The following is a 16,466-nucleotide window of genomic DNA, read 5'->3' as shown; positions in this document are numbered from 1 at the left end:
CGAGGCGTCACCCCCAGGCGGCCGCGCGGGGCACCACGAGCACGGGCACTCCTGCGTTGCGGACGATCTTCGTGCCGTGCGAGCCGAGGAAGACCCGGGCGAGCGGATTGAGGGAACTGGACCCGACGACGAGCAGATCGCCGTCAGCCCACCCGACGTCGTCGATCGCCGCGGCCCAGGATCCGCCCACACCGATCGCGACGGGATCGACGGCCGGCGGAGGGCCGGTGATCCCGCCGAGGATCGTCGACGCGTGATCTCGGATCCGTGCCTCCCACTCGACGAGGACCGGATCCTCCGCGCGACCGCCCGCGCCGGCGAGGATCCCCATCTCGGCGTCGGGCCGCACGGCGAACGAGGCGATCCGCAGACTCACGCCACCGAGCGCGGCGACGGACGCCGCGCCGGGGATGAGGTCCTGTGCGGCGCCGGATCCGCCGTACGCGACGGTGAGGCGGTCGATCCTCGCATCCACGCGAGCCCGATAGCCCACCGGTGCGATCGCCACGGGCGCGGGGGAGGCGTGCAGCAGCGCCTCCGACACCGCGCCGAGCGCGATCCGTCCCGGCTCGCCGCGCACCGCGGATCCGAGCACGAGGGCGTCGGGTCGCTCCTGCTCCGCGAGCTCCAGCAGGCCGCGGCGGGCCGAGGAGGCCTCGTGCACGATGTAGCGCGCCGGCACCTGCCCGCCGAGCACGCTCGCGGCGTGGTCGAGGACGAGGTCGGCCGCGTCGCGGTTGTGCGCCTGCCACTCGTGATCGACGCTCGCGCGCGAGTGCGGCCACGCGGAGGCGACGACCGCGGCGACGACGAGGTCGGTCTCCAGGGAGTTCGCCAGCTGCGCGGCGAGGGCGAGCATCGACGACGAGCGGCGCGCGGTGTCCAGCCCGACGAGGAGGGTCATCGCTCGCTCCGCTCCAGCGGGGCCTGCTGACGCACGGCGGAGGTGTACGGCACGTCGGCGGCGAGGGGACCGTTGCCCGGCTGCAGCGCGGAGCGGCGACGTCCGTAGAAGAAGTAGAACGCGAGGAACACCGCGACCCAGATCGCGAAGACGAGGATCGTGACCGGCCGCAGCTGGGTGATGATCCAGATGCATCCGAGGATCGAGAGGATCGGCGTGATCGGGTACAGCGGCACCGTGAAGCCGCGCTCGAGGTCCGGCTCGCGGCGACGCAGGATGATCAGGCCGACAGAGACGACCAGGAACGCGGCGAGCGTGCCGATGCTCGTCATCTCGGCGAGGAAGTTGATCGGGATCACGCCCGCGAGCACTGCGACGACGGCCGACACGATGATCGTGTTCTGGACGGGCGTGCGGGTGCGTTCGTTGACCTTCGCGAAGACCTTGGGCACCATGCCGTCCCGCGCCATCGCGAACAGGATCCGGGTCTGCCCGTACAGCGTGACGAGTGTGACGCTGAAGATCGAGATCACGGCGCCCGCCGCGAGCACGGTGCCGGGCCAGGGGCTGCCGACGACGTCGGCGAGGATGGCGGAGAGGCCGGCCTCCTGGCCGTCGAACTTCGCCGGGGCCTGGGCGCCGACCGAGACGAGGGCCACACCGACATAGAGCACGACGACGACCACGAGCGCGAGCAGGATGGCCAGTGGCAGGTTGCGCTTGGGGTTCTTCGCCTCCTCGCCCGCGGTCGAGACCGCGTCGAGCCCGACGAACGAGAAGAAGATCACGCCGGCGCCCGCCGCGACGCCGCTGAGCCCGTACGGCGCGAAGTTCGCGAAGTGGTCGGAGTTCCACCCCGTCACGCCCACGGCGACGAAGAAGAGCAGCACGGCGATCTTGATGCACACCATCACCGCGTTGGTGACGACGGACTCCTTGGTGCCGCGCACGAGCAGCACCGCGCAGAGCGCGATCAGGATCACGGCAGGCAGGTTGACGACGCCGCCCTCCTCGGGCGAATTGCTGAGCACGAGCGGGATGTGCCAGCCGAACAGGTTGCCGATGAGCTCGTTCACGTACTGCGACCAGCCCACGGCGACGGCCCCGGCGGAGACCGCGTACTCCAGCAGCAGGCAGGCGCCGACGACCATGGCGATGCCCTCGCCGAGGGTCGCGTACGCGTAGGAGTAGGTGGATCCGGAGACGGGAACCGCCCCCGCGAGTTCCGCATAGCAGAGCGCGGTGAGTCCGGCGACGATGCCGGCGATCACGAACGACCACACCACGGCGGGGCCGGCCAGCGGCACGGCCTGGGACATGATGAAGAAGATCCCCGTGCCGATCGTGCAACTGATCCCGATCGCCATGAGCGAGAAGAGCCCGATCGAGCGGGTGAGGGGCGAATCGCCTGCCTCCCTGGCGATGGGTTTGCGCCGGAGGAGCTGCTGGGCGATCGATGTCATGCGGTGACCTGTTCTTTCGTCGGCGACGGCTTCGCTGCACGTCGCATGCCGGTTCTGAGGTGCGGATCGATCCTGCTGGATCGTGTGGTCTTCGGACGAACCGAGGGGATCGGCGCGCTGTGCTCGATCACGACGCGCACGCCGTCGACGAGCGCGTCCGCGGCGCCCCGAACGTAGCCGCCGGGCATCGCCGCGATCCCGCGCAGGAACGCGATCGTCTCGGCGGTGAGGATCTCGCCGGGCAGGACGTTGGGGATCCCGGGCGGATAGGCGGCCAGCGCGTCGGCCGAGACCCGGCCCACGGCTTCTGCGGCCGCGACGATCTCGGTGTGCGCGAAGGCGGCGTCCCGCGGGCGCATCACGGCGGGGCCGGTCCTGGGCAGCGCAATCGATCCGGCCTCCCCTCGAGCGGCGAGGTCGCCGACCGGCTGCAGCGCCTCGAGCGCCGCCACGAACCGCGCCGCGTCGGGCGTCGTGCCGGGGCCCACGAACGCGACGATGCAGGATCCGGTCGAGATCTCCGTCATGATCCCCGCGGTGCGCAGCAGCTCCTCCCGCACGGCGTGGCCGTCCAGCCCCGCCGCGCCGACATCGATCGAGACGCGGAGCGGGTCGTGGCCCACGATGTCGGGGAAGGCGTCGAAGCCGTCGCTCACGATCGGGAAGCGTCCCGTCGCGCGCACGGCATCGCGCAGCTCGGTGGCCGCGGCGAGTGACGCGGCGATGCGGTCGTGGCCGCCCTCCAGCGTCGCCCTGGCGAGGTCGAGCGAGGCGAGCAGCAGCGAGCTGGCGCTCGTGGACTGCGTGAACATGAAGGCGCGGTCGATCAGCGGCTCGAGCTCGGCCGCAAAGGGGCCGTCCGCGAGATGGAGCATGGCCGACTGGGTGAGACTGCCGCCCATCTTGTGCGTCGACGAGACGACGAGGTCCGCGCCGAGCGTGATCGGGTTCGCAGGAAGGTCGGGGTGGAAGCCGAAGTGCGCCGCCCACGCGGCGTCCACGACCAGCGGCACGCCGGCCTCATGGCAGACCTCCGCGATCGCCTCGACGTCGGCGACCGCGCCGAAGTAGCTCGGGCTGATGATGTAGGCGGCCTTCGCATCCGCGCCCTCGAGCGCCTCGCGCATCGCTGCGGGCGTCACGCCGTGGTTGATCCCGTGGTGCTCGTCGATCGTCGGCTGCACGAAGCGGGGATCGAGGCCGCCGAGGATGATGCCGTCGAAGAAGCTGGAGTGCGCGCTGCGCTGTGCGACCACGACCTCGTCCGGAGTGCGGAACGCGGCCAGGGCCAGCGCCGTCATCCGGTTCGCCTCGGAGGCGCCGTTGGTGAGGAACCAGGTGCGACGGGCGCCCCAGGCGCGCGCGGCCAGAGCGCGGGCCTGGACGAGCGGGTTCTCGGATCCCTTGTCGATGCCGTCCAGCAGCGGCTCCACGTCGTAGCGCAGCACGTCCTCGCCGAAGAACTCCGCCATCAGGGGAGCGGCGGCGGGGTCGGCGCTGTGCCCGGGGACATTGAGGCGCTGCAGGTCGCGTGCGGCGAAACGGCGGATGGCGTCGGCGTAGGGCGTGGTTGTCGTCACGGATCGATTCTGGCGAAGCCGGATACGATGAGGAATGCATACCTTTCTTCATTCATCAATACTCACTATGGAGCGCGGATGCTCGATCTGAGGCAGCTCAAGGCGCTGGAGGCCGTGGCCGAGCAGGGATCCGTGCTGCGCGCGGCCGATGCCCTGCAGTGGAGCCAGCCCACGGTCACCCACCACCTCCGGGGCCTCGAGCGCGTGCTCGGCGCCGCGGTGGTGATGAGCGGATCCGGCGGCACGCGGCTGACACCGGTGGGAGAGGCGATGCTGCTGCACGCCACCGCGATCCTGGATCGGTCCGAACGCGCCGTCGACGAGCTCAGGGCATTGGTCGAGTCCGGACGGCGGCGCATCGCGATCGGCGTGTTCCCCTCCGCCGGGGCGAGGCTGCTCCCGCAGGTGGTGCGCGCGCTGCAGGCGGCCGGGTTCGATCCGGACGTGATCGAGGCCGAGCTCGACCCGCTCATGGCGGCGGTCGTCGGACTCCGCCTCGATGCCGCGATCGTGTACGACGCCCCCGGCCGGCCCACCATCCTGCCGCCGGGCTTCCGGATGATCCCGGTGCGTCAGGAGCACCTCGCCGTCATCGTCCCGCCGGCGCACCCTCTCGCCGGACGCACCGGCGTTCCGCTCGCGGACCTCGACGACGAGGCCTGGATCGCCGGCGCGACCGAGGCGGACCCCGTCGATGCCGCTCTCTTCCGGGCCGCCGATCAGGCGGGCTTCACCCCGCGGATCGCCATGCGCAGCGACGACTACGCCGTGGTGGCGGCCTACGTCGCCGCCGGGTTCGGCGCCGCCCTCGTCCCCGAGCTGGCGCTGCCCGCGCATCTCGATGCCGTGGCCACGGTCGAGATCGCCGACGCCGTGTTCGAGCGGCGCATCTTCCTCGTCACCGCGCCGACGGTGAGCGCGGAGGCGCGGACGGCTCTGGAGCGGGCCCTGCGCACGACGACAGACGGCTGAGGAGGCCGATCCGAGGTCGGGGTGCCCTTCCCTCCGAGGCGGCGCCGTCCGCCGGCGCGGGCGTTCGGACGCGATTGGCGGAATCCGCGCGCAGAATGATGTCGAGAACCGCGCATCGGCTCCGACCACATACCGAGGCGGACATCGGGTCGCCCGACGAACAGAAGGAGAACGACCATGAAGTACATGATCCTCATGCAGGTGCGTCAGGACGTGCTGAATGCGCTCACCGCTGAGCAGATGCAGGCGATCGGCGAAGGACACCAGGCGTTCATGGATTCCGTCACCGCTTCGGGAGAGATGCTCGGCACCGTGGCGCTCGCCGACCCCAGCCAGTCGAAAGTGGTGCGCGGCGCGGGCGGCGCCCCCGAGGTGGTCGACGGCCCGTTCGCCGAGACCAAGGAGTTCATGGGCGGGTACTACCTGATCGAGGTCGAGTCCGAGGAGCGCGCGCTCGAGCTCGCCCGGCAGATCCCGGATGCGGCGATCGACGGGCTCGCGTTGGAGGTCCGCCCCGTGATGTTCTCGGCCGGGTCCGACGTGTGACTGATCGTCGCTACGAGGACTTGTGGCGCAGCAGCGCGCCGCAGGTCCTCGCCGCGCTGCTGCGCCGCTACGGCGCCGCACAGCTGGATCTCTGCGAGGACGCGGTGCAGGAGGCGCTTCTCGCGGCGCACCAGCAGTGGCCGGCCGAGGGCGCCCCGGCGGACGCGAAGGGCTGGCTGCTGACCGTCGCGCGCCGCCGGATGATCGATCGGATCCGCAGCGAGCACCAGCGCCGGGAGCGCGAGAACGCGTACGCCGATGCCTGGCGCCCCCTCGCCGAAGCCGAGGCTGCGCACGCGGATGACAGCGTCGAGGTGCTCCGGCTGTGCTGCCACCCCGCCCTGACGATGCCGGCGCAGGTGGCGCTGACGCTGCGCGCGGTCGCCGGCCTGTCGACCGCTCAGATCGCCCGTGCGCACCTGCTGCCCGAGGCGACGATCGCCCAGCGGATCAGCCGGGCCAAAGCGAGGATCAGGGTCGCCGGGGCCGTCTTCCCGGAGCCGTCCGACCCCGAGGACCGTCTGGATCCGGTGCTCGCCGTCCTCTACGTCATGTTCACCGAGGGGCACACCGCGACCGAGGGAGCGGACGCCAACGACATCCGGCTCAGCGACGAGGCGATCCGCCTGGCACGGATGCTGCACCGCGAACGTCCGGAGGACGTCGAGGTCGCGGGGCTGCTCGCGCTGATGCTGCTCACCGACGCCCGCCGCGCCGCGCGCATCGGCACCCGCGGCGAGCTGATCCCGCTCGACGAGCAGGACCGCACGCGATGGGATCGGGACGGGATCGAGGAGGGCACCGGGATCCTCGACGCGGCGCTCGCCGCAGGCCGTCATGGCCCGTACTCGATCCAGGCCGCGATCGCGGCACTGCATGACGATGCTCCGAGCACCGCGACCACGGACTGGCCGCAGATCCTGGCCCTGTACCGCCTGCTCGAGCGGGAGACCGGCAACCCCGTCGCGACGATCAACCGCGCCGTGGCGCAGGCGATGGTGCACGGGCCCGAGTCCGGGCTGGCCGTGATCGACGGCATCGCGGACGCGAGGGTGCGCGGCGACCGCAAGCGCATCGCCTCGGTGCGCGCGCATCTACTGGAGCGCGCGGGGCGCACCCAGGAGGCGATCGGCGAATACCTGGAAGCGGCCCGGGCGACCCTCTCCGTCCCGGAGCGCGACTATCTGCGAGCCCGCGCCGCACGGCTGCGGGGCTGAGCCCCGGTCGAGGGGCGCGGCCTGTCTGCCGCCGCCGCCTCTGGCGGTCAGCCCCGGCGAGTGGGACACTGGGCCATCGCGAGCGAGTGATCCCGCGCGTTCGCGGGCCCGTCGCGGACGGAAGGGTCACCATCATGGCTGTGGTCGGAGACGTCGGTCGCTCTTCTCGTGCGACGCCCCACGGTGTGCTCGCCCGGTACCCGCTCACCTCCTACTTCGTGATCGCGTACCTGTTCGCGTGGCTCGTCGAGCTGCCGGCCGTTCTCTCCGCGCAGGGGGCGCTGCCGGCGATGCCCAAACTCGCGATCGGGATCCTCATCCCCGTCGCAACCCTCGGTCCGGCCGTCGCGGCGTTCGTCGTGACCGCGGTGACGGAGGGCAGGGAAGGCGTCGTCCGGCTGCTGCATCGTTGCGTCCATTGGCGAGTGGGGATCGGGTGGTACCTGTTCCTGCTCGTCGGCGTGCCGGTCATCATCCTGCTCGGAACGATCGTGGTGCCCACCGCCCTGGCATCGTTCCAGCCGATCATCGGCCCCCTGCTCGCCGCTTACCCGCTCGCGTTCGTGATGACCTTCCTCCTCGGCGGTCCGCTGGGGGAGGAGCCGGGGTGGCGCGGGTTCGCGCTGCCGCGGCTGCAGGAGCGCCACGGCCCTCTGATGGGCAGTGTGATCCTGGGGGCGCTGTGGGCGCTGTGGCACTTCCCGCTGTTCTGGAGCGGGGTGTGGACGCCGCCGACGCCCGCGAACATGGTGATGTTCGTGGTGATGATCATCGCGCTGACGATCATGATGACCTGGGTCTTCAACCACGCGGGGGGCAGCGTGCTGATCACGATGCTGATGCACGCCTCCTTCAACACCTTCGCGAACAAGGTGGGCGCACCGCTCTTCCCCGCGCCGATCTTCAACGACTACGGACTCCTGCCGGTGCTGATCGGCTTCACCGGCACGGCTCTCGTGCTGATCCTCGTGACCCGGGGCCGTCTCGGCCTCCCGAAGGGCGCTCGATCGCCCGGTCTCGGCCCGACGACGGCGACCTGAGTCGCGTCTCGGCGACTGCAGCGGTCAGCCGAGCTGCGGATCCACCATGGTCATGCCCGCCACCGTCGCCCGGTCGAACCCTGGCAGCAGCGCGGCGGCCTCCTCGAGACCGATGGTGCGCTCGATGAGGCGCTGCGGTGTGAGGCGCCCCGCGGCGATCAGCGCCATCATCGCGGGGTAGTCGGCAGCCGCCATGCCATGGCTGCCGAGCACGTCGAGCTCCCAGCCGATCACGCGATCCATCGGCACGCGCGGGTGCCCGTCGATCGGCGGGAGGAGGCCGATCTGCACGTGCCTGCCGCGCCGCCGCAGCCCCAGGATCGCGTCGGCGAGGGTCTGCACGCTTCCGACCGCGTCGATGGAGATGTGGCTCCCGCCGTTCGTCAGCGCGGCCACGGATGCGGGGATGTCGGTCCCGTCCGCGAGGAGCGTGTGCTCGGCGCCGACCTCGCGCGCCACCGCGAGGGCTTCGGGGTTGCGGTCGACCGCGATCACCCGGGCGCCGTGAGCCCGCGCGATCATCACGGCGCTGAGTCCGACGCCGCCGGCTCCGATCACCGTGACCCACTCGTCCTCGCGCACCCGAGCGCGCCCGACGAGCGCGCGGAAGGCCGTGGCGAAGCGACAGCCGAGGCTGGCCGCCGTGGCGAAGTCCACGTCGTCGGGGAGGGCGACCAGGTTCACGTCGGCCGCGTGCAGGGCGACGACCTCGGCGAAGGAGCCCCAGTGCGTGAAGCCCGGCTGCTGCTGGTCGGGGCAGACCTGCGCATCGCCGGAGAGGCACCACTCGCAGCGCCCGCAACCGCACACGAAGGGCACGGTCACACGATCGCCCGCGTGCCAGCGGGAGACCTGCGGCCCGACCTCGGTGATGATCCCGGCGAGCTCGTGCCCCGGCACATGCGGGAACGCGATGTCGTCGTGCCCGGCCCACGCGTGCCAATCGCTGCGGCAGATCCCCGTGGCCATCACCTGCACGAGGACGCCGTCGGCGGGCAGATCCGGCTCGGGGACCACGCGTACCTCGGGCTGGGAACGGACCGCATCGAACACCACTGCGCGCATGGGCTCATCCTTCCAGGCTCCCGCGGGTCTTCGTTACAGGGTGTTCACGCCGGGGGCATGCGACGAAACGGACTCGAAACACAGCGCGCGTCGAGGCGAAACGCACGAGTGACAGTCTGACCTCACCCGACGCTGCAGGAGCGTTCTCACTGAGAGAGGAGCGGACCCATGGATCAAGGGAACACCGCCTTCGTATTGATCTGCGCAGCCCTCGTGCTGCTGATGACCCCCGGTCTCGCGTTCTTCTACGGAGGCCTCGTCAAGGCCAAGAGCGTGATCAGCATGATGATGATGAGCTTCGGCGCCATCGGCCTCATCGGCGTGCTGTGGGTCGTCTTCGGCTATGCGATCGCTTTCCCCAGCGGCAAGGGCCTGATCGCCCCGTGGACGATCGACTGGTCGGCGATCGGCCTGAACAGCCTGCTCGAGGTGCCGAAGGATGCCGCCTACCCGCCGCTCGCGTTCGTCGCGTTCCAGGCGACGTTCGCGATCATCACGGTCGCCCTCGTCTCCGGCGCGATCGCGGACCGCGCTCGGTTCGGATCCTGGATGATCTTCGCGGGCATCTGGGCGACCGTCGTCTACTTCCCGGTCGCGAGCTGGGTCTTCAACTTCGGACTGAACAAGGACGGCAGCTACGCCTACGGCGGCTGGGTCACCAAGGGCCTGCAGGACATGCTCGGCGTGGGCGCGATCGACTTCGCCGGCGGCACGGCGGTGCACATCAACGCCGGAGCCGCGGGCCTCGCACTCGCCCTCGTGCTGGGCAAGCGGCTCGGCTTCCAGAAGGGCGCCGACGTGCCCCACAACCCGCCGTTCGTGCTGCTCGGCGCCGGCCTGCTGTGGTTCGGCTGGTTCGGGTTCAACGCCGGCTCCGAGCTCGGCGCCGACGGCACGGCCTCGATCGCATTCGTGAACACCCTCGCCGCCCCCGCCGCCGCTCTGCTGAGCTGGCTGGTGATGGAGAAGATCCGCAACGGCAAGCCGACCTCGGTTGGTGCCGCATCCGGTGCGGTCGCGGGCCTCGTCGCGATCACCCCGGCCTGCGCCGCCCTCACCCCGATCTGGGCCGTCGTGCTCGGTCTGCTCGCCGGCGCGGTCTGCCAGCTCGCGATCGACCTGAAGTTCAAGCTCGGCTTCGACGACTCCCTCGACGTTGTCGGCATCCACCTCATCGGCGGCATCATCGGAACGCTGTACCTCGGCATCTTCGCCAACAGCACGGGCCTGATCTACAGCGGCAGCTTCGCGCAGCTCGCGGCCCAGGCACTCGCCGCGGGTGCTGTGCTGGTGTACTCCTTCGTGCTCGCTCTCGCGATCGGCTTCGTGGTCCAGAAGACCCTGGGCTTCCGGGTCAAGGACGAGGACGAGATCGCAGGCCTCGACACCGTGGTCCACGGCGAAGAGGGCTATGTCCTCATCGGCGCACGGGTCTGAGCCGATGAACCCCGCCTCCCTCGCGGCGAGCTCCGCCACGGTCGGTCTCCTGCAGCTGCGGAGTCTGCCGAGGCGCGGGCTCGCCGCGGGAGGCGGGCACGTGCGCGAGATCTGCGGACTGCGAGGTCCGAACGGCGAGCTGCACTGGATCCTGCAGCTCGTGGAACTGCGGGGCCCCGTGGGCATCCTGCACCTGGCGGACGAGGCGGCGCACGTGCTCGCGGGGATCGGTGGCCCGCAGGTCGACGTCGGCCCCGGTGCGCAGATCGGGCTTCGCAAGGAGCGGGTGCTGCGGCACACCGGTCCGCTCCTGGAGCTGCGCCGGCCCCGGCTGCGTGCCGCGGAGCTGAGCCGGATCCTGGTGCTGTCCACGGTGACGTCCCGAGCGAGGCCCGCGCTGGTCTTCGCCGACCTGCACGGCGCGTCCGATCTGCCTGAGGGCGTGCGCGCGGTCGTCGTGCGCTCAGGGCAGGTGAGCACGGGCGGCAGCACGGCATCGGCGATGGAGGCGCTGGTGCTGCCGTCCGCGATGACGGGTGACAGCGTGGTCGCCCGCGGACCCGGGATTGTCGCCGATGACGCCCGGGTCCTCATGGTCCTCGGCTGAGATCGCGCCGGTCCGGCGGTGTCAGCCGCCCAGCGCGGTGATGACCGCGAGGTGGTCGCTGGCACCGGCCGAGGTCGTCCGCCCCGAGGCGGAGGGGAAGCCGCGCTGGAAGACGTGGTCGATCCTGACTGCGGGGAATGACGCGGGCCAGGTGAACGACGGGCCGATCCCGCCGAACCTCACCTCGCCGAGGGCGTCGGCGATCGGGGCGAGAGCCGGATCCGTCGACACCGCGTTGAAGTCGCCGAGGGCGATCACCCGCGTGCTCCGATCGCCGCGGATCCGCTCGCCCAGTGCGGACAGCATGCCGTCCCGAGCGCTCTGCGCGCCCGGACGCAGCGAGGCGGCGTGCACGACGTAGACGCTGACGGGGCCGCCGGGGGCGTCGATCTCGACACGCAGGGCGCGCTTCCAGCCCAGCCCGAGGTCGAGGGCCTCCTCGTCGAGGATCGGGTAGCGGCTCCAGATCCCGACGGTGCCGACGCGGTACGCGTGCGGGTACGACTCGGCGAGCTCGTCCGCGATCGCCGACCCCGAGTCGCCGTCGAGCTCGGTGAACGCCAGGATCTGCGCACCCTGGCCGGCCAGGGTGCGCGCGGACGCCGCTCCGGTGCCGGATCCCGCTTCCACGTTCTGCGTCGCGACCAGCAGTCCCGAGGTCTCCGCGGACGGGTCGCCCTGCCACGGCACCGGGAGGAACCCCCACAGGGCTACGGTCCACGCCACGACGGGCACCGCGGCGATCCACGCCGTCCGCGGCCGGATCAGCAGCGCGGCGATCACGAGCGGGACGAGGAGCAGCCCCAGCCAGGGCAGGGCGACGGCGATCGCGGTCCCGAGGGGGCCGGGGACGGATCCGAGCAGCACGGTCGCCGTCAACGCCATCGCGCTCAGCAGCAGCGCGACGATGGCACCACGGCGGGGCGCGGCGCGTCTCGTCCTGACCGGTTCCCTCGTCGCCTGACTCACGGGTCCATCCTTCCGGCCCCGATCTGGGGAACCGCTGACGATCCGCCGCCAGCGCGGGCCGGCATGCGACGGAACCGCAGGTCGTGCTCGGTTCCCTGTCGGTGCCCACCGGCACAATGGATCAGAGCCGATCGCCCGAGGGGAGCGACATGGATCCGTTCTGGGACCCGCGCAGCCGCCGTCGCCGGCAGCAGCCGGTCGTCGCCGTGCACCCCGCTGATGACGCGCCCGCCGCGGATCGCACCTGGCCTGCGAGCATTCCCGCGGTCGCCCAGGTGCTGCGGGAGGGCATCGATCTGGACCCGGGGGTGACGTTCCTGGTCGGCGAGAACGGCAGCGGAAAATCGACGCTGGTCGAGGGCATCGCGGTCGCCTACGGGCTCTCGCCGGAGGGCGGATCCCGGCAGGCGCGGCACAGCACCCGCCCGACCGAGTCCCCGCTGTCGGAATGGCTCCGCATCCAGCGGGGTGTGGGCGCGAACCGGTGGGGCTTCTTCCTGCGCGCCGAGACGATGCACTCCTTCTACACCTACCTCGAGGAGAATCCGTCAACCGGACCCGAGCCGCTCTTCCACGAGATGAGCCACGGCGAGTCCTTCCTGGCCGTGCTGGAGACGCGTTTCGACGATCCCGGTTTCTACTGCCTCGATGAGCCCGAGGCGGCGCTCTCGTTCTCCTCGACCCTGAGCCTCATCGCCGTGCTGCGCCGGATCGCCGACGAGGGCGGGCAGGTGCTCTGCGCGACGCATTCCCCGGTGCTCGCCGCGCTGCCCGGCGCGACCATTCTCGAGGTCGGGGAGTGGGGGCTGCGGCCCGCGGTGTGGGAGGACCTGGAGCTCGTCCGTCACTGGCGGTCGTTCCTCGACGACCCCGCACGCTACACCCGGCACCTGCTGGACTGAGGATCCGACGGCGCGCTGCGCGGGGTCCCGCTGACCGCTCAGGGGGCGGCGCGCACCGCGACGAGGAACCCGTCGAGGTTGTGCACGTGCGCGCGGACGCTCTGCTCGGCCTCGGCGGCGATCGCGACGGGGTCGCCGCTCGTGGTGATGACGGTGTCGCCCTCCAGGCGATGGCCGACCCAGCGCAGACGCACTCGCTCGACGCCGGCGACGCCGTGGACATGGCTCAGCGCATGCTCGACGCGCTCGACGAGTTCGGGCTCGATGCCGTCGAGCAGGCGCCGCCCGATGCTGCGGACCGTGCCGATCAGCAGCACGAAGATCGCCACGGAGATGAGCACGCCGACGATCGGATCCGCCAGAGGGAAGCCCGCGAGCACCCCGAGCGCGCCGAGCACGACGGCGAGCGAGGTGAAGCCGTCCGTGCGGGCGTGCACGCCATCGGCGACGAGCGCGGCGGATCCGATGCGTCGGCCGACGCGGATCCGGTAGATCGCGACGGCCTCGTTGCCGAGGAAGCCGATCACGCCTGCGACGATCACCCAGCCCAGGTTGTGCAGGGGCTGCGGGTTCAGCAGCCGCTCGACGGACTGCCACGCGGCGATGATCGCGGACAGCAGCACCACGAACACGATGAATAGTCCGGCGAGGTCCTCCGCACGCCCGAAACCGTAGGTGTACCGGCGGGTCGCCGCGCGACGCCCGAGCACGAACGCGACCCAGAGCGGGATCGCCGTGAGCGCGTCGGAGAAGTTGTGCACGGTGTCGGCGAGCAGGGCGACGGATCCGCTGAACAAGAAGACCGCGGCCTGCAGGATCGTCGTGACGAGCAGGATGACGAGGCTGATCTTCAGGGCGCGGACGCCGGCGCTGGACGCCTCCATCGCGTCGTCGATCGCATCGGCAGCGTCGTGCGTGTGCGGTAGGAACAGGCCGTACAGGAAGCCCTTGAACCCGGTCGGGTGCTCGTGGTGGTGATCGCCGTGGGTGTGCGGATGATCGGGGGAATGACCGTGGCCGGCGTGGGAATGCCCCTGTGCATCGTCGTGATGGTGGGTGCCGCTCGCGTGCTCGCTGTCGCGATCGTGGTCGCCGTGATGCTCGTGCGGGTGGTCGTGCATCAGGCGTCCCGGTCGGCGTGATGATGGCGAGGCGTCCCGCCCAGGGAGTGCTCGGCCTGGAAGATCGCGTCCGCGACGAGCCGGGAGGCGTGCTCGTTCTCGAGCCGGTAGAAGACGCGCTGGCCGTCCTGCCGCGTCGACACGATGCGCGCGAGCCGCAGCTTCGCGAGGTGCTGCGAGACGGCGGCGGGCGACTTGTCCACGATATCGGCCAGGTGGTTGACCGAGAGCTCGCCGGCCTCGCCGAGCGCCATGACGATCCGCACGCGGGTCGCGTCGGCGAGCATCGAGAACACCTCGACGGCCAGCTCCACGTAGGAGCTGTCGGGAGAGTAGCCACACGCCTGCTTATCTGCACTCATACGCAGATACTAATGGATGGTCAGCCGCGCAGAGCACCCCGCGCCTCCCGGACCGCGTAGAACACGATCACGAGGCCCGCGACCGGATCGGCCCACCACAGGCCGAACAGAGCGTTCAGGAGGATGCCGGCGAGCACCGAGGCGGCCAGGATCCCGTCGATGAGCGTCACCCTCCCCTCCGTGAGCAGCACCGGATCCTCCAGCCTGCGTCCCACCCGGTGCTTGCCGAACGCCAGCAGGAACATGACGATCGCGGTCAGAGCCGTCCACCAGATGCCGCCCTGCAGCGGCACCGCCCGATGAGCGGACGCGAGGGCGACGACCGCCTGGACCAGCAGGTAGACCGCGAGCAACGCGAAGGCGACGCCGATCAGGCGGAGGCCGAGGCGCTGACGGCGCTCGTCCGCCCCGGTCAGCTCCCAGATGACCACCGTCGATGCGCCGATCTCGATCAGGCTGTCCAGGCCGAAGCCGAGCAGTGCGACGGATCCGGAACGGTACGCGAGGATCCCGAGCAGCACGACGCCGACCACGTTCCAGGCCAGGGTGATGACCTCGAGCGCGATGCCGGCGCGGCGAAGACGGGCACGGTCTGCGGGCACGGCCCGACGGTAGAGGCGGATCCGATGAAGGCGCTGTGGATGGTGGCGTCGGCTTCGACCGGTGGAGCGGCTTCGTCGTGAGGCGGCCGGTCAGAGCACGTACGCGAGCTTCTCCGGGTTGCACACCTGGCGCAGGCCGTGGATCAGCCCGTCGGCGCCGAACTCGAGCGCGAGCACGTCGACGCGGTCGGAGCGCAGGAACGCGATCGCCGGCTCTCCGTTGACGTCGAGGCGCTTCACCGAGAACGGCAGCGCGGGGTCGGCGGTCGCCTTCTGCAGCACTCCCACGAGGAAGCGCCGCACGCGGTCGGCGCCGAAGATCGGGTTGCGTGCGGCGCTCACCTTGCCGCCCCCGTCGTTCCACAGGATCGCGTCGTCGGAGAGCAGGGCGAGCACTCCGGAGACGTCGCCGTGTTCGACGGCGACGAGCAGCGCGCCGAGGGCGGCCGGATCCGCTGCGCGCGTGAGGGCGGGGTCGTCGGCGAGGCGCAGCCGGCGCTCGGCGCGCGAGACGAGCTGTCGCACGGCGGCGGGCGACTTCTCGAGGATGCGGCCGATCTCCACGGCCGACATCCCGAACGCCCGGTGCAGCACGACGGCTGCCCGCGCGTCGGGAGCGAGCTGCTCCGCCATGTGCAGCAGCGCCAGCGAGAGCAGCTCGCGGTCGGCCACCGCGTCCTCGGGCAGCCGCGAGGTGGCGACCGGCTCCGGCAGCCACGGGCCGACGTAGTCCTCCCGCACCGCAGCGAGCGCGCGCACGCGGTCGATCGAGCGGCGCACGCACACCGTCGTCAGCCATGCGGGCCAGGAACGCACGCGGCTCGTCGACGCCCCGTCGGCCACGGCCCCGTCCTGGCCCGATCGTTCGGCGCGCTCCTGCTGCAGCGCCTCGATCGCGACCTCCGACACCACGTCCTCGGCGTGGCCGTAGTCGCCGAGCATCCGGTACGCGATGCCGATCAGGCGCCCGCGCTCCGCCTGCCACGCGCGCGTGGCAGGCGAGACGAGGGTCATGGGCCTACGGTATCGCCCGGATTCGGGCACCGTTCAGACGATCGGGTGCTTGTCGTCGATCGGCGGCGCCATCTCGGTGGCGATGGCCACGCGGTTCCAGACATTGATCGTGCAGATCGCCAGGACGAGGGCGCCGAGCTCGCCGTCGTCGAAGTGCTGCGCGGCGGCGTTCCAGATCTCGTCCGTCACGGTCTCCGGGCCGAGCTGCGTGACGGCGTCGGTCAGCGCGAGCGCGGCCAGCTCCCGCTCCGAGTAGAAGCCCTTGGCGTGCTGCCAGGCGCCGACCGCATGCAGGGTGCGCTGCGGGATGCCGCGCTTGGCGCCTTCGGTCGCGTGCATGTCGACGCAGAACCCGCATCCGTTCAGGATCGAGGCGCGCAGCTTGATCAGTTCGTAAAGCCGGGGCTCCACGCTCTTCCGGGAGTAGGCCTCCAGTCCGAGCACCGCGGCGTAGCCGAGCTTGTTGGTGCGGCCCATGTCGATCCTGGTCATCGTCGTTCCTCTCCGTGGCCGACGCCGTCGACGGATCTCGTCGGCGTTCGTGCGGCTCTCATCGGGGATGTCGGATCGGGCGAGGGAAGTGTGACAGGGGCGCTTAATCCGTCGCCGGATCCGCGATGCATGCGGCGGTCCGCGGACGCTGCGGCGACTCGCGGATGCTGGGA

At 71.2% G+C, this 16,466-nt stretch carries 17 protein-coding genes; 7 read left to right on the top strand and 10 right to left on the bottom strand.

Annotated features, from left to right (window positions below; translation table 11 throughout):
- Positions 1 to 7: 7 nt before the first annotated feature.
- From ACFWCK_RS03555 to ACFWCK_RS03545, 3 genes are read right to left on the bottom strand one after another with little or no spacing between them, the layout of a single operon-like run.
- Positions 8 to 904, bottom strand: a complete 897-nt coding sequence (locus tag ACFWCK_RS03555; RefSeq protein WP_378804571.1) for a universal stress protein — start codon at positions 902 to 904, stop codon at positions 8 to 10.
- Complete coding sequence (locus ACFWCK_RS03550) at positions 901 to 2,367, bottom strand: amino acid permease (RefSeq protein WP_378804570.1); 1,467 nt, start codon at positions 2,365 to 2,367, stop codon at positions 901 to 903. Before ACFWCK_RS03550 ends, ACFWCK_RS03555 begins: the two co-directional genes overlap by 4 nt.
- Positions 2,364 to 3,947 (bottom strand): aminotransferase class I/II-fold pyridoxal phosphate-dependent enzyme, encoded by a 1,584-nt coding sequence (locus tag ACFWCK_RS03545; RefSeq protein ID WP_378804569.1) that lies wholly within the window; start codon positions 3,945 to 3,947, stop codon positions 2,364 to 2,366. Before ACFWCK_RS03545 ends, ACFWCK_RS03550 begins: the two co-directional genes overlap by 4 nt.
- A gap of 78 nt (positions 3,948 to 4,025) precedes the next feature.
- On the opposite strand from ACFWCK_RS03545, the gene ACFWCK_RS03540 reads away from it, so the two are divergent.
- The 4 genes from ACFWCK_RS03540 to ACFWCK_RS03525 all read left to right on the top strand — a co-directional run bounded on the left by ACFWCK_RS03540 (position 4,026) and on the right by ACFWCK_RS03525 (position 7,722).
- Positions 4,026 to 4,919, top strand: coding sequence for a LysR family transcriptional regulator (locus ACFWCK_RS03540; protein WP_378804568.1), 894 nt, complete (start codon positions 4,026 to 4,028; stop codon positions 4,917 to 4,919).
- Positions 4,920 to 5,096: 177 nt separating this feature from the next.
- On the top strand, positions 5,097 to 5,465 hold the full coding sequence (locus ACFWCK_RS03535) for a YciI family protein (protein WP_378804567.1): 369 nt from the start codon (positions 5,097 to 5,099) through the stop codon (positions 5,463 to 5,465).
- A complete protein-coding gene (locus ACFWCK_RS03530; RefSeq protein WP_378804566.1) occupies positions 5,462 to 6,682 on the top strand; it encodes an RNA polymerase sigma factor in 1,221 nt (406 codons plus the stop codon). The genes ACFWCK_RS03535 and ACFWCK_RS03530 overlap by 4 nt, the downstream gene beginning before the upstream one ends.
- Positions 6,683 to 6,816: 134 nt before the next feature.
- The gene (locus tag ACFWCK_RS03525; protein ID WP_378804565.1) at positions 6,817 to 7,722 is read left to right on the top strand and encodes a type II CAAX prenyl endopeptidase Rce1 family protein; all 906 of its coding nucleotides are present in this window, start codon (positions 6,817 to 6,819) and stop codon (positions 7,720 to 7,722) included.
- 24 nt (positions 7,723 to 7,746) lie between these two features.
- Here ACFWCK_RS03525 and ACFWCK_RS03520 read toward each other — a convergent pair whose 3' ends face one another.
- A complete protein-coding gene (locus ACFWCK_RS03520) occupies positions 7,747 to 8,787 on the bottom strand; it encodes a zinc-dependent alcohol dehydrogenase family protein (RefSeq protein ID WP_378804564.1) in 1,041 nt (346 codons plus the stop codon).
- Between the two features lie 168 nt (positions 8,788 to 8,955).
- On the opposite strand from ACFWCK_RS03520, the gene ACFWCK_RS03515 reads away from it, so the two are divergent.
- Both ACFWCK_RS03515 and ACFWCK_RS03510 read left to right on the top strand, forming a co-directional pair.
- Positions 8,956 to 10,224 (top strand): ammonium transporter, encoded by a 1,269-nt coding sequence (locus ACFWCK_RS03515; protein WP_233310114.1) that lies wholly within the window; start codon positions 8,956 to 8,958, stop codon positions 10,222 to 10,224.
- A gap of 4 nt (positions 10,225 to 10,228) precedes the next feature.
- On the top strand, positions 10,229 to 10,831 hold the full coding sequence (locus ACFWCK_RS03510) for a hypothetical protein (protein ID WP_378804562.1): 603 nt from the start codon (positions 10,229 to 10,231) through the stop codon (positions 10,829 to 10,831).
- A gap of 21 nt (positions 10,832 to 10,852) precedes the next feature.
- On the opposite strand, the gene ACFWCK_RS03505 is transcribed toward ACFWCK_RS03510, so the two are convergent.
- Positions 10,853 to 11,800, bottom strand: coding sequence for an endonuclease/exonuclease/phosphatase family protein (locus ACFWCK_RS03505; protein WP_378804561.1), 948 nt, complete (start codon positions 11,798 to 11,800; stop codon positions 10,853 to 10,855).
- A 149-nt stretch (positions 11,801 to 11,949) separates the two neighbouring features.
- On the opposite strand from ACFWCK_RS03505, the gene ACFWCK_RS03500 reads away from it, so the two are divergent.
- The gene (locus tag ACFWCK_RS03500; protein WP_378804560.1) at positions 11,950 to 12,702 is read left to right on the top strand and encodes an AAA family ATPase; all 753 of its coding nucleotides are present in this window, start codon (positions 11,950 to 11,952) and stop codon (positions 12,700 to 12,702) included.
- 38 nt (positions 12,703 to 12,740) lie between these two features.
- Here the strand turns inward: ACFWCK_RS03500 and ACFWCK_RS03495 are convergent, their stop codons facing one another.
- From ACFWCK_RS03495 to ACFWCK_RS03475, 5 genes are all read right to left on the bottom strand, one after another.
- Entirely contained in the window at positions 12,741 to 13,823 is a 1,083-nt protein-coding gene (locus ACFWCK_RS03495; RefSeq protein ID WP_378804559.1) for a cation diffusion facilitator family transporter, read from the bottom strand.
- Positions 13,823 to 14,185, bottom strand: coding sequence for a metalloregulator ArsR/SmtB family transcription factor (locus ACFWCK_RS03490; RefSeq protein ID WP_233310119.1), 363 nt, complete (start codon positions 14,183 to 14,185; stop codon positions 13,823 to 13,825). The genes ACFWCK_RS03495 and ACFWCK_RS03490 overlap by 1 nt, the downstream gene beginning before the upstream one ends.
- 20 nt (positions 14,186 to 14,205) lie before the next feature.
- Complete coding sequence (locus tag ACFWCK_RS03485) at positions 14,206 to 14,787, bottom strand: cation transporter (protein ID WP_378804558.1); 582 nt, start codon at positions 14,785 to 14,787, stop codon at positions 14,206 to 14,208.
- A 90-nt stretch (positions 14,788 to 14,877) separates the two neighbouring features.
- A complete protein-coding gene (locus tag ACFWCK_RS03480) occupies positions 14,878 to 15,801 on the bottom strand; it encodes a sigma-70 family RNA polymerase sigma factor (RefSeq protein ID WP_233310121.1) in 924 nt (307 codons plus the stop codon).
- 33 nt (positions 15,802 to 15,834) lie between these two features.
- Complete coding sequence (locus tag ACFWCK_RS03475; RefSeq protein WP_378804556.1) at positions 15,835 to 16,293, bottom strand: carboxymuconolactone decarboxylase family protein; 459 nt, start codon at positions 16,291 to 16,293, stop codon at positions 15,835 to 15,837.
- Positions 16,294 to 16,466: the final 173 nt, after the last annotated feature.

The sequence above is a fragment of the Microbacterium sp. NPDC060117 genome (assembly GCF_042729315.1).
Lineage (GTDB): Bacteria > Actinomycetota > Actinomycetes > Actinomycetales > Microbacteriaceae > Microbacterium.
The sequence above is the reverse complement of the archived record's forward strand: the minus strand, read 5'-3'. Positions and strand labels throughout refer to the sequence as shown.

Coding starts and splice junctions, on each gene's coding strand:
- ACFWCK_RS03555 (WP_378804571.1), bottom strand. CDS start 904: ATGACCCTCCTCGTCGGGCTGGACACCGCGCGCCGCTCGTCGTCGATG.
- ACFWCK_RS03550 (WP_378804570.1), bottom strand. CDS start 2,367: ATGACATCGATCGCCCAGCAGCTCCTCCGGCGCAAACCCATCGCCAGG.
- ACFWCK_RS03540 (WP_378804568.1), top strand. CDS start 4,026: ATGCTCGATCTGAGGCAGCTCAAGGCGCTGGAGGCCGTGGCCGAGCAG.
- ACFWCK_RS03535 (WP_378804567.1), top strand. CDS start 5,097: ATGAAGTACATGATCCTCATGCAGGTGCGTCAGGACGTGCTGAATGCG.
- ACFWCK_RS03525 (WP_378804565.1), top strand. CDS start 6,817: ATGGCTGTGGTCGGAGACGTCGGTCGCTCTTCTCGTGCGACGCCCCAC.
- ACFWCK_RS03520 (WP_378804564.1), bottom strand. CDS start 8,787: ATGCGCGCAGTGGTGTTCGATGCGGTCCGTTCCCAGCCCGAGGTACGC.
- ACFWCK_RS03515 (WP_233310114.1), top strand. CDS start 8,956: ATGGATCAAGGGAACACCGCCTTCGTATTGATCTGCGCAGCCCTCGTG.
- ACFWCK_RS03510 (WP_378804562.1), top strand. CDS start 10,229: ATGAACCCCGCCTCCCTCGCGGCGAGCTCCGCCACGGTCGGTCTCCTG.
- ACFWCK_RS03500 (WP_378804560.1), top strand. CDS start 11,950: ATGGATCCGTTCTGGGACCCGCGCAGCCGCCGTCGCCGGCAGCAGCCG.
- ACFWCK_RS03495 (WP_378804559.1), bottom strand. CDS start 13,823: ATGCACGACCACCCGCACGAGCATCACGGCGACCACGATCGCGACAGC.
- ACFWCK_RS03490 (WP_233310119.1), bottom strand. CDS start 14,185: ATGAGTGCAGATAAGCAGGCGTGTGGCTACTCTCCCGACAGCTCCTAC.
- ACFWCK_RS03480 (WP_233310121.1), bottom strand. CDS start 15,801: ATGACCCTCGTCTCGCCTGCCACGCGCGCGTGGCAGGCGGAGCGCGGG.
- ACFWCK_RS03475 (WP_378804556.1), bottom strand. CDS start 16,293: ATGACCAGGATCGACATGGGCCGCACCAACAAGCTCGGCTACGCCGCG.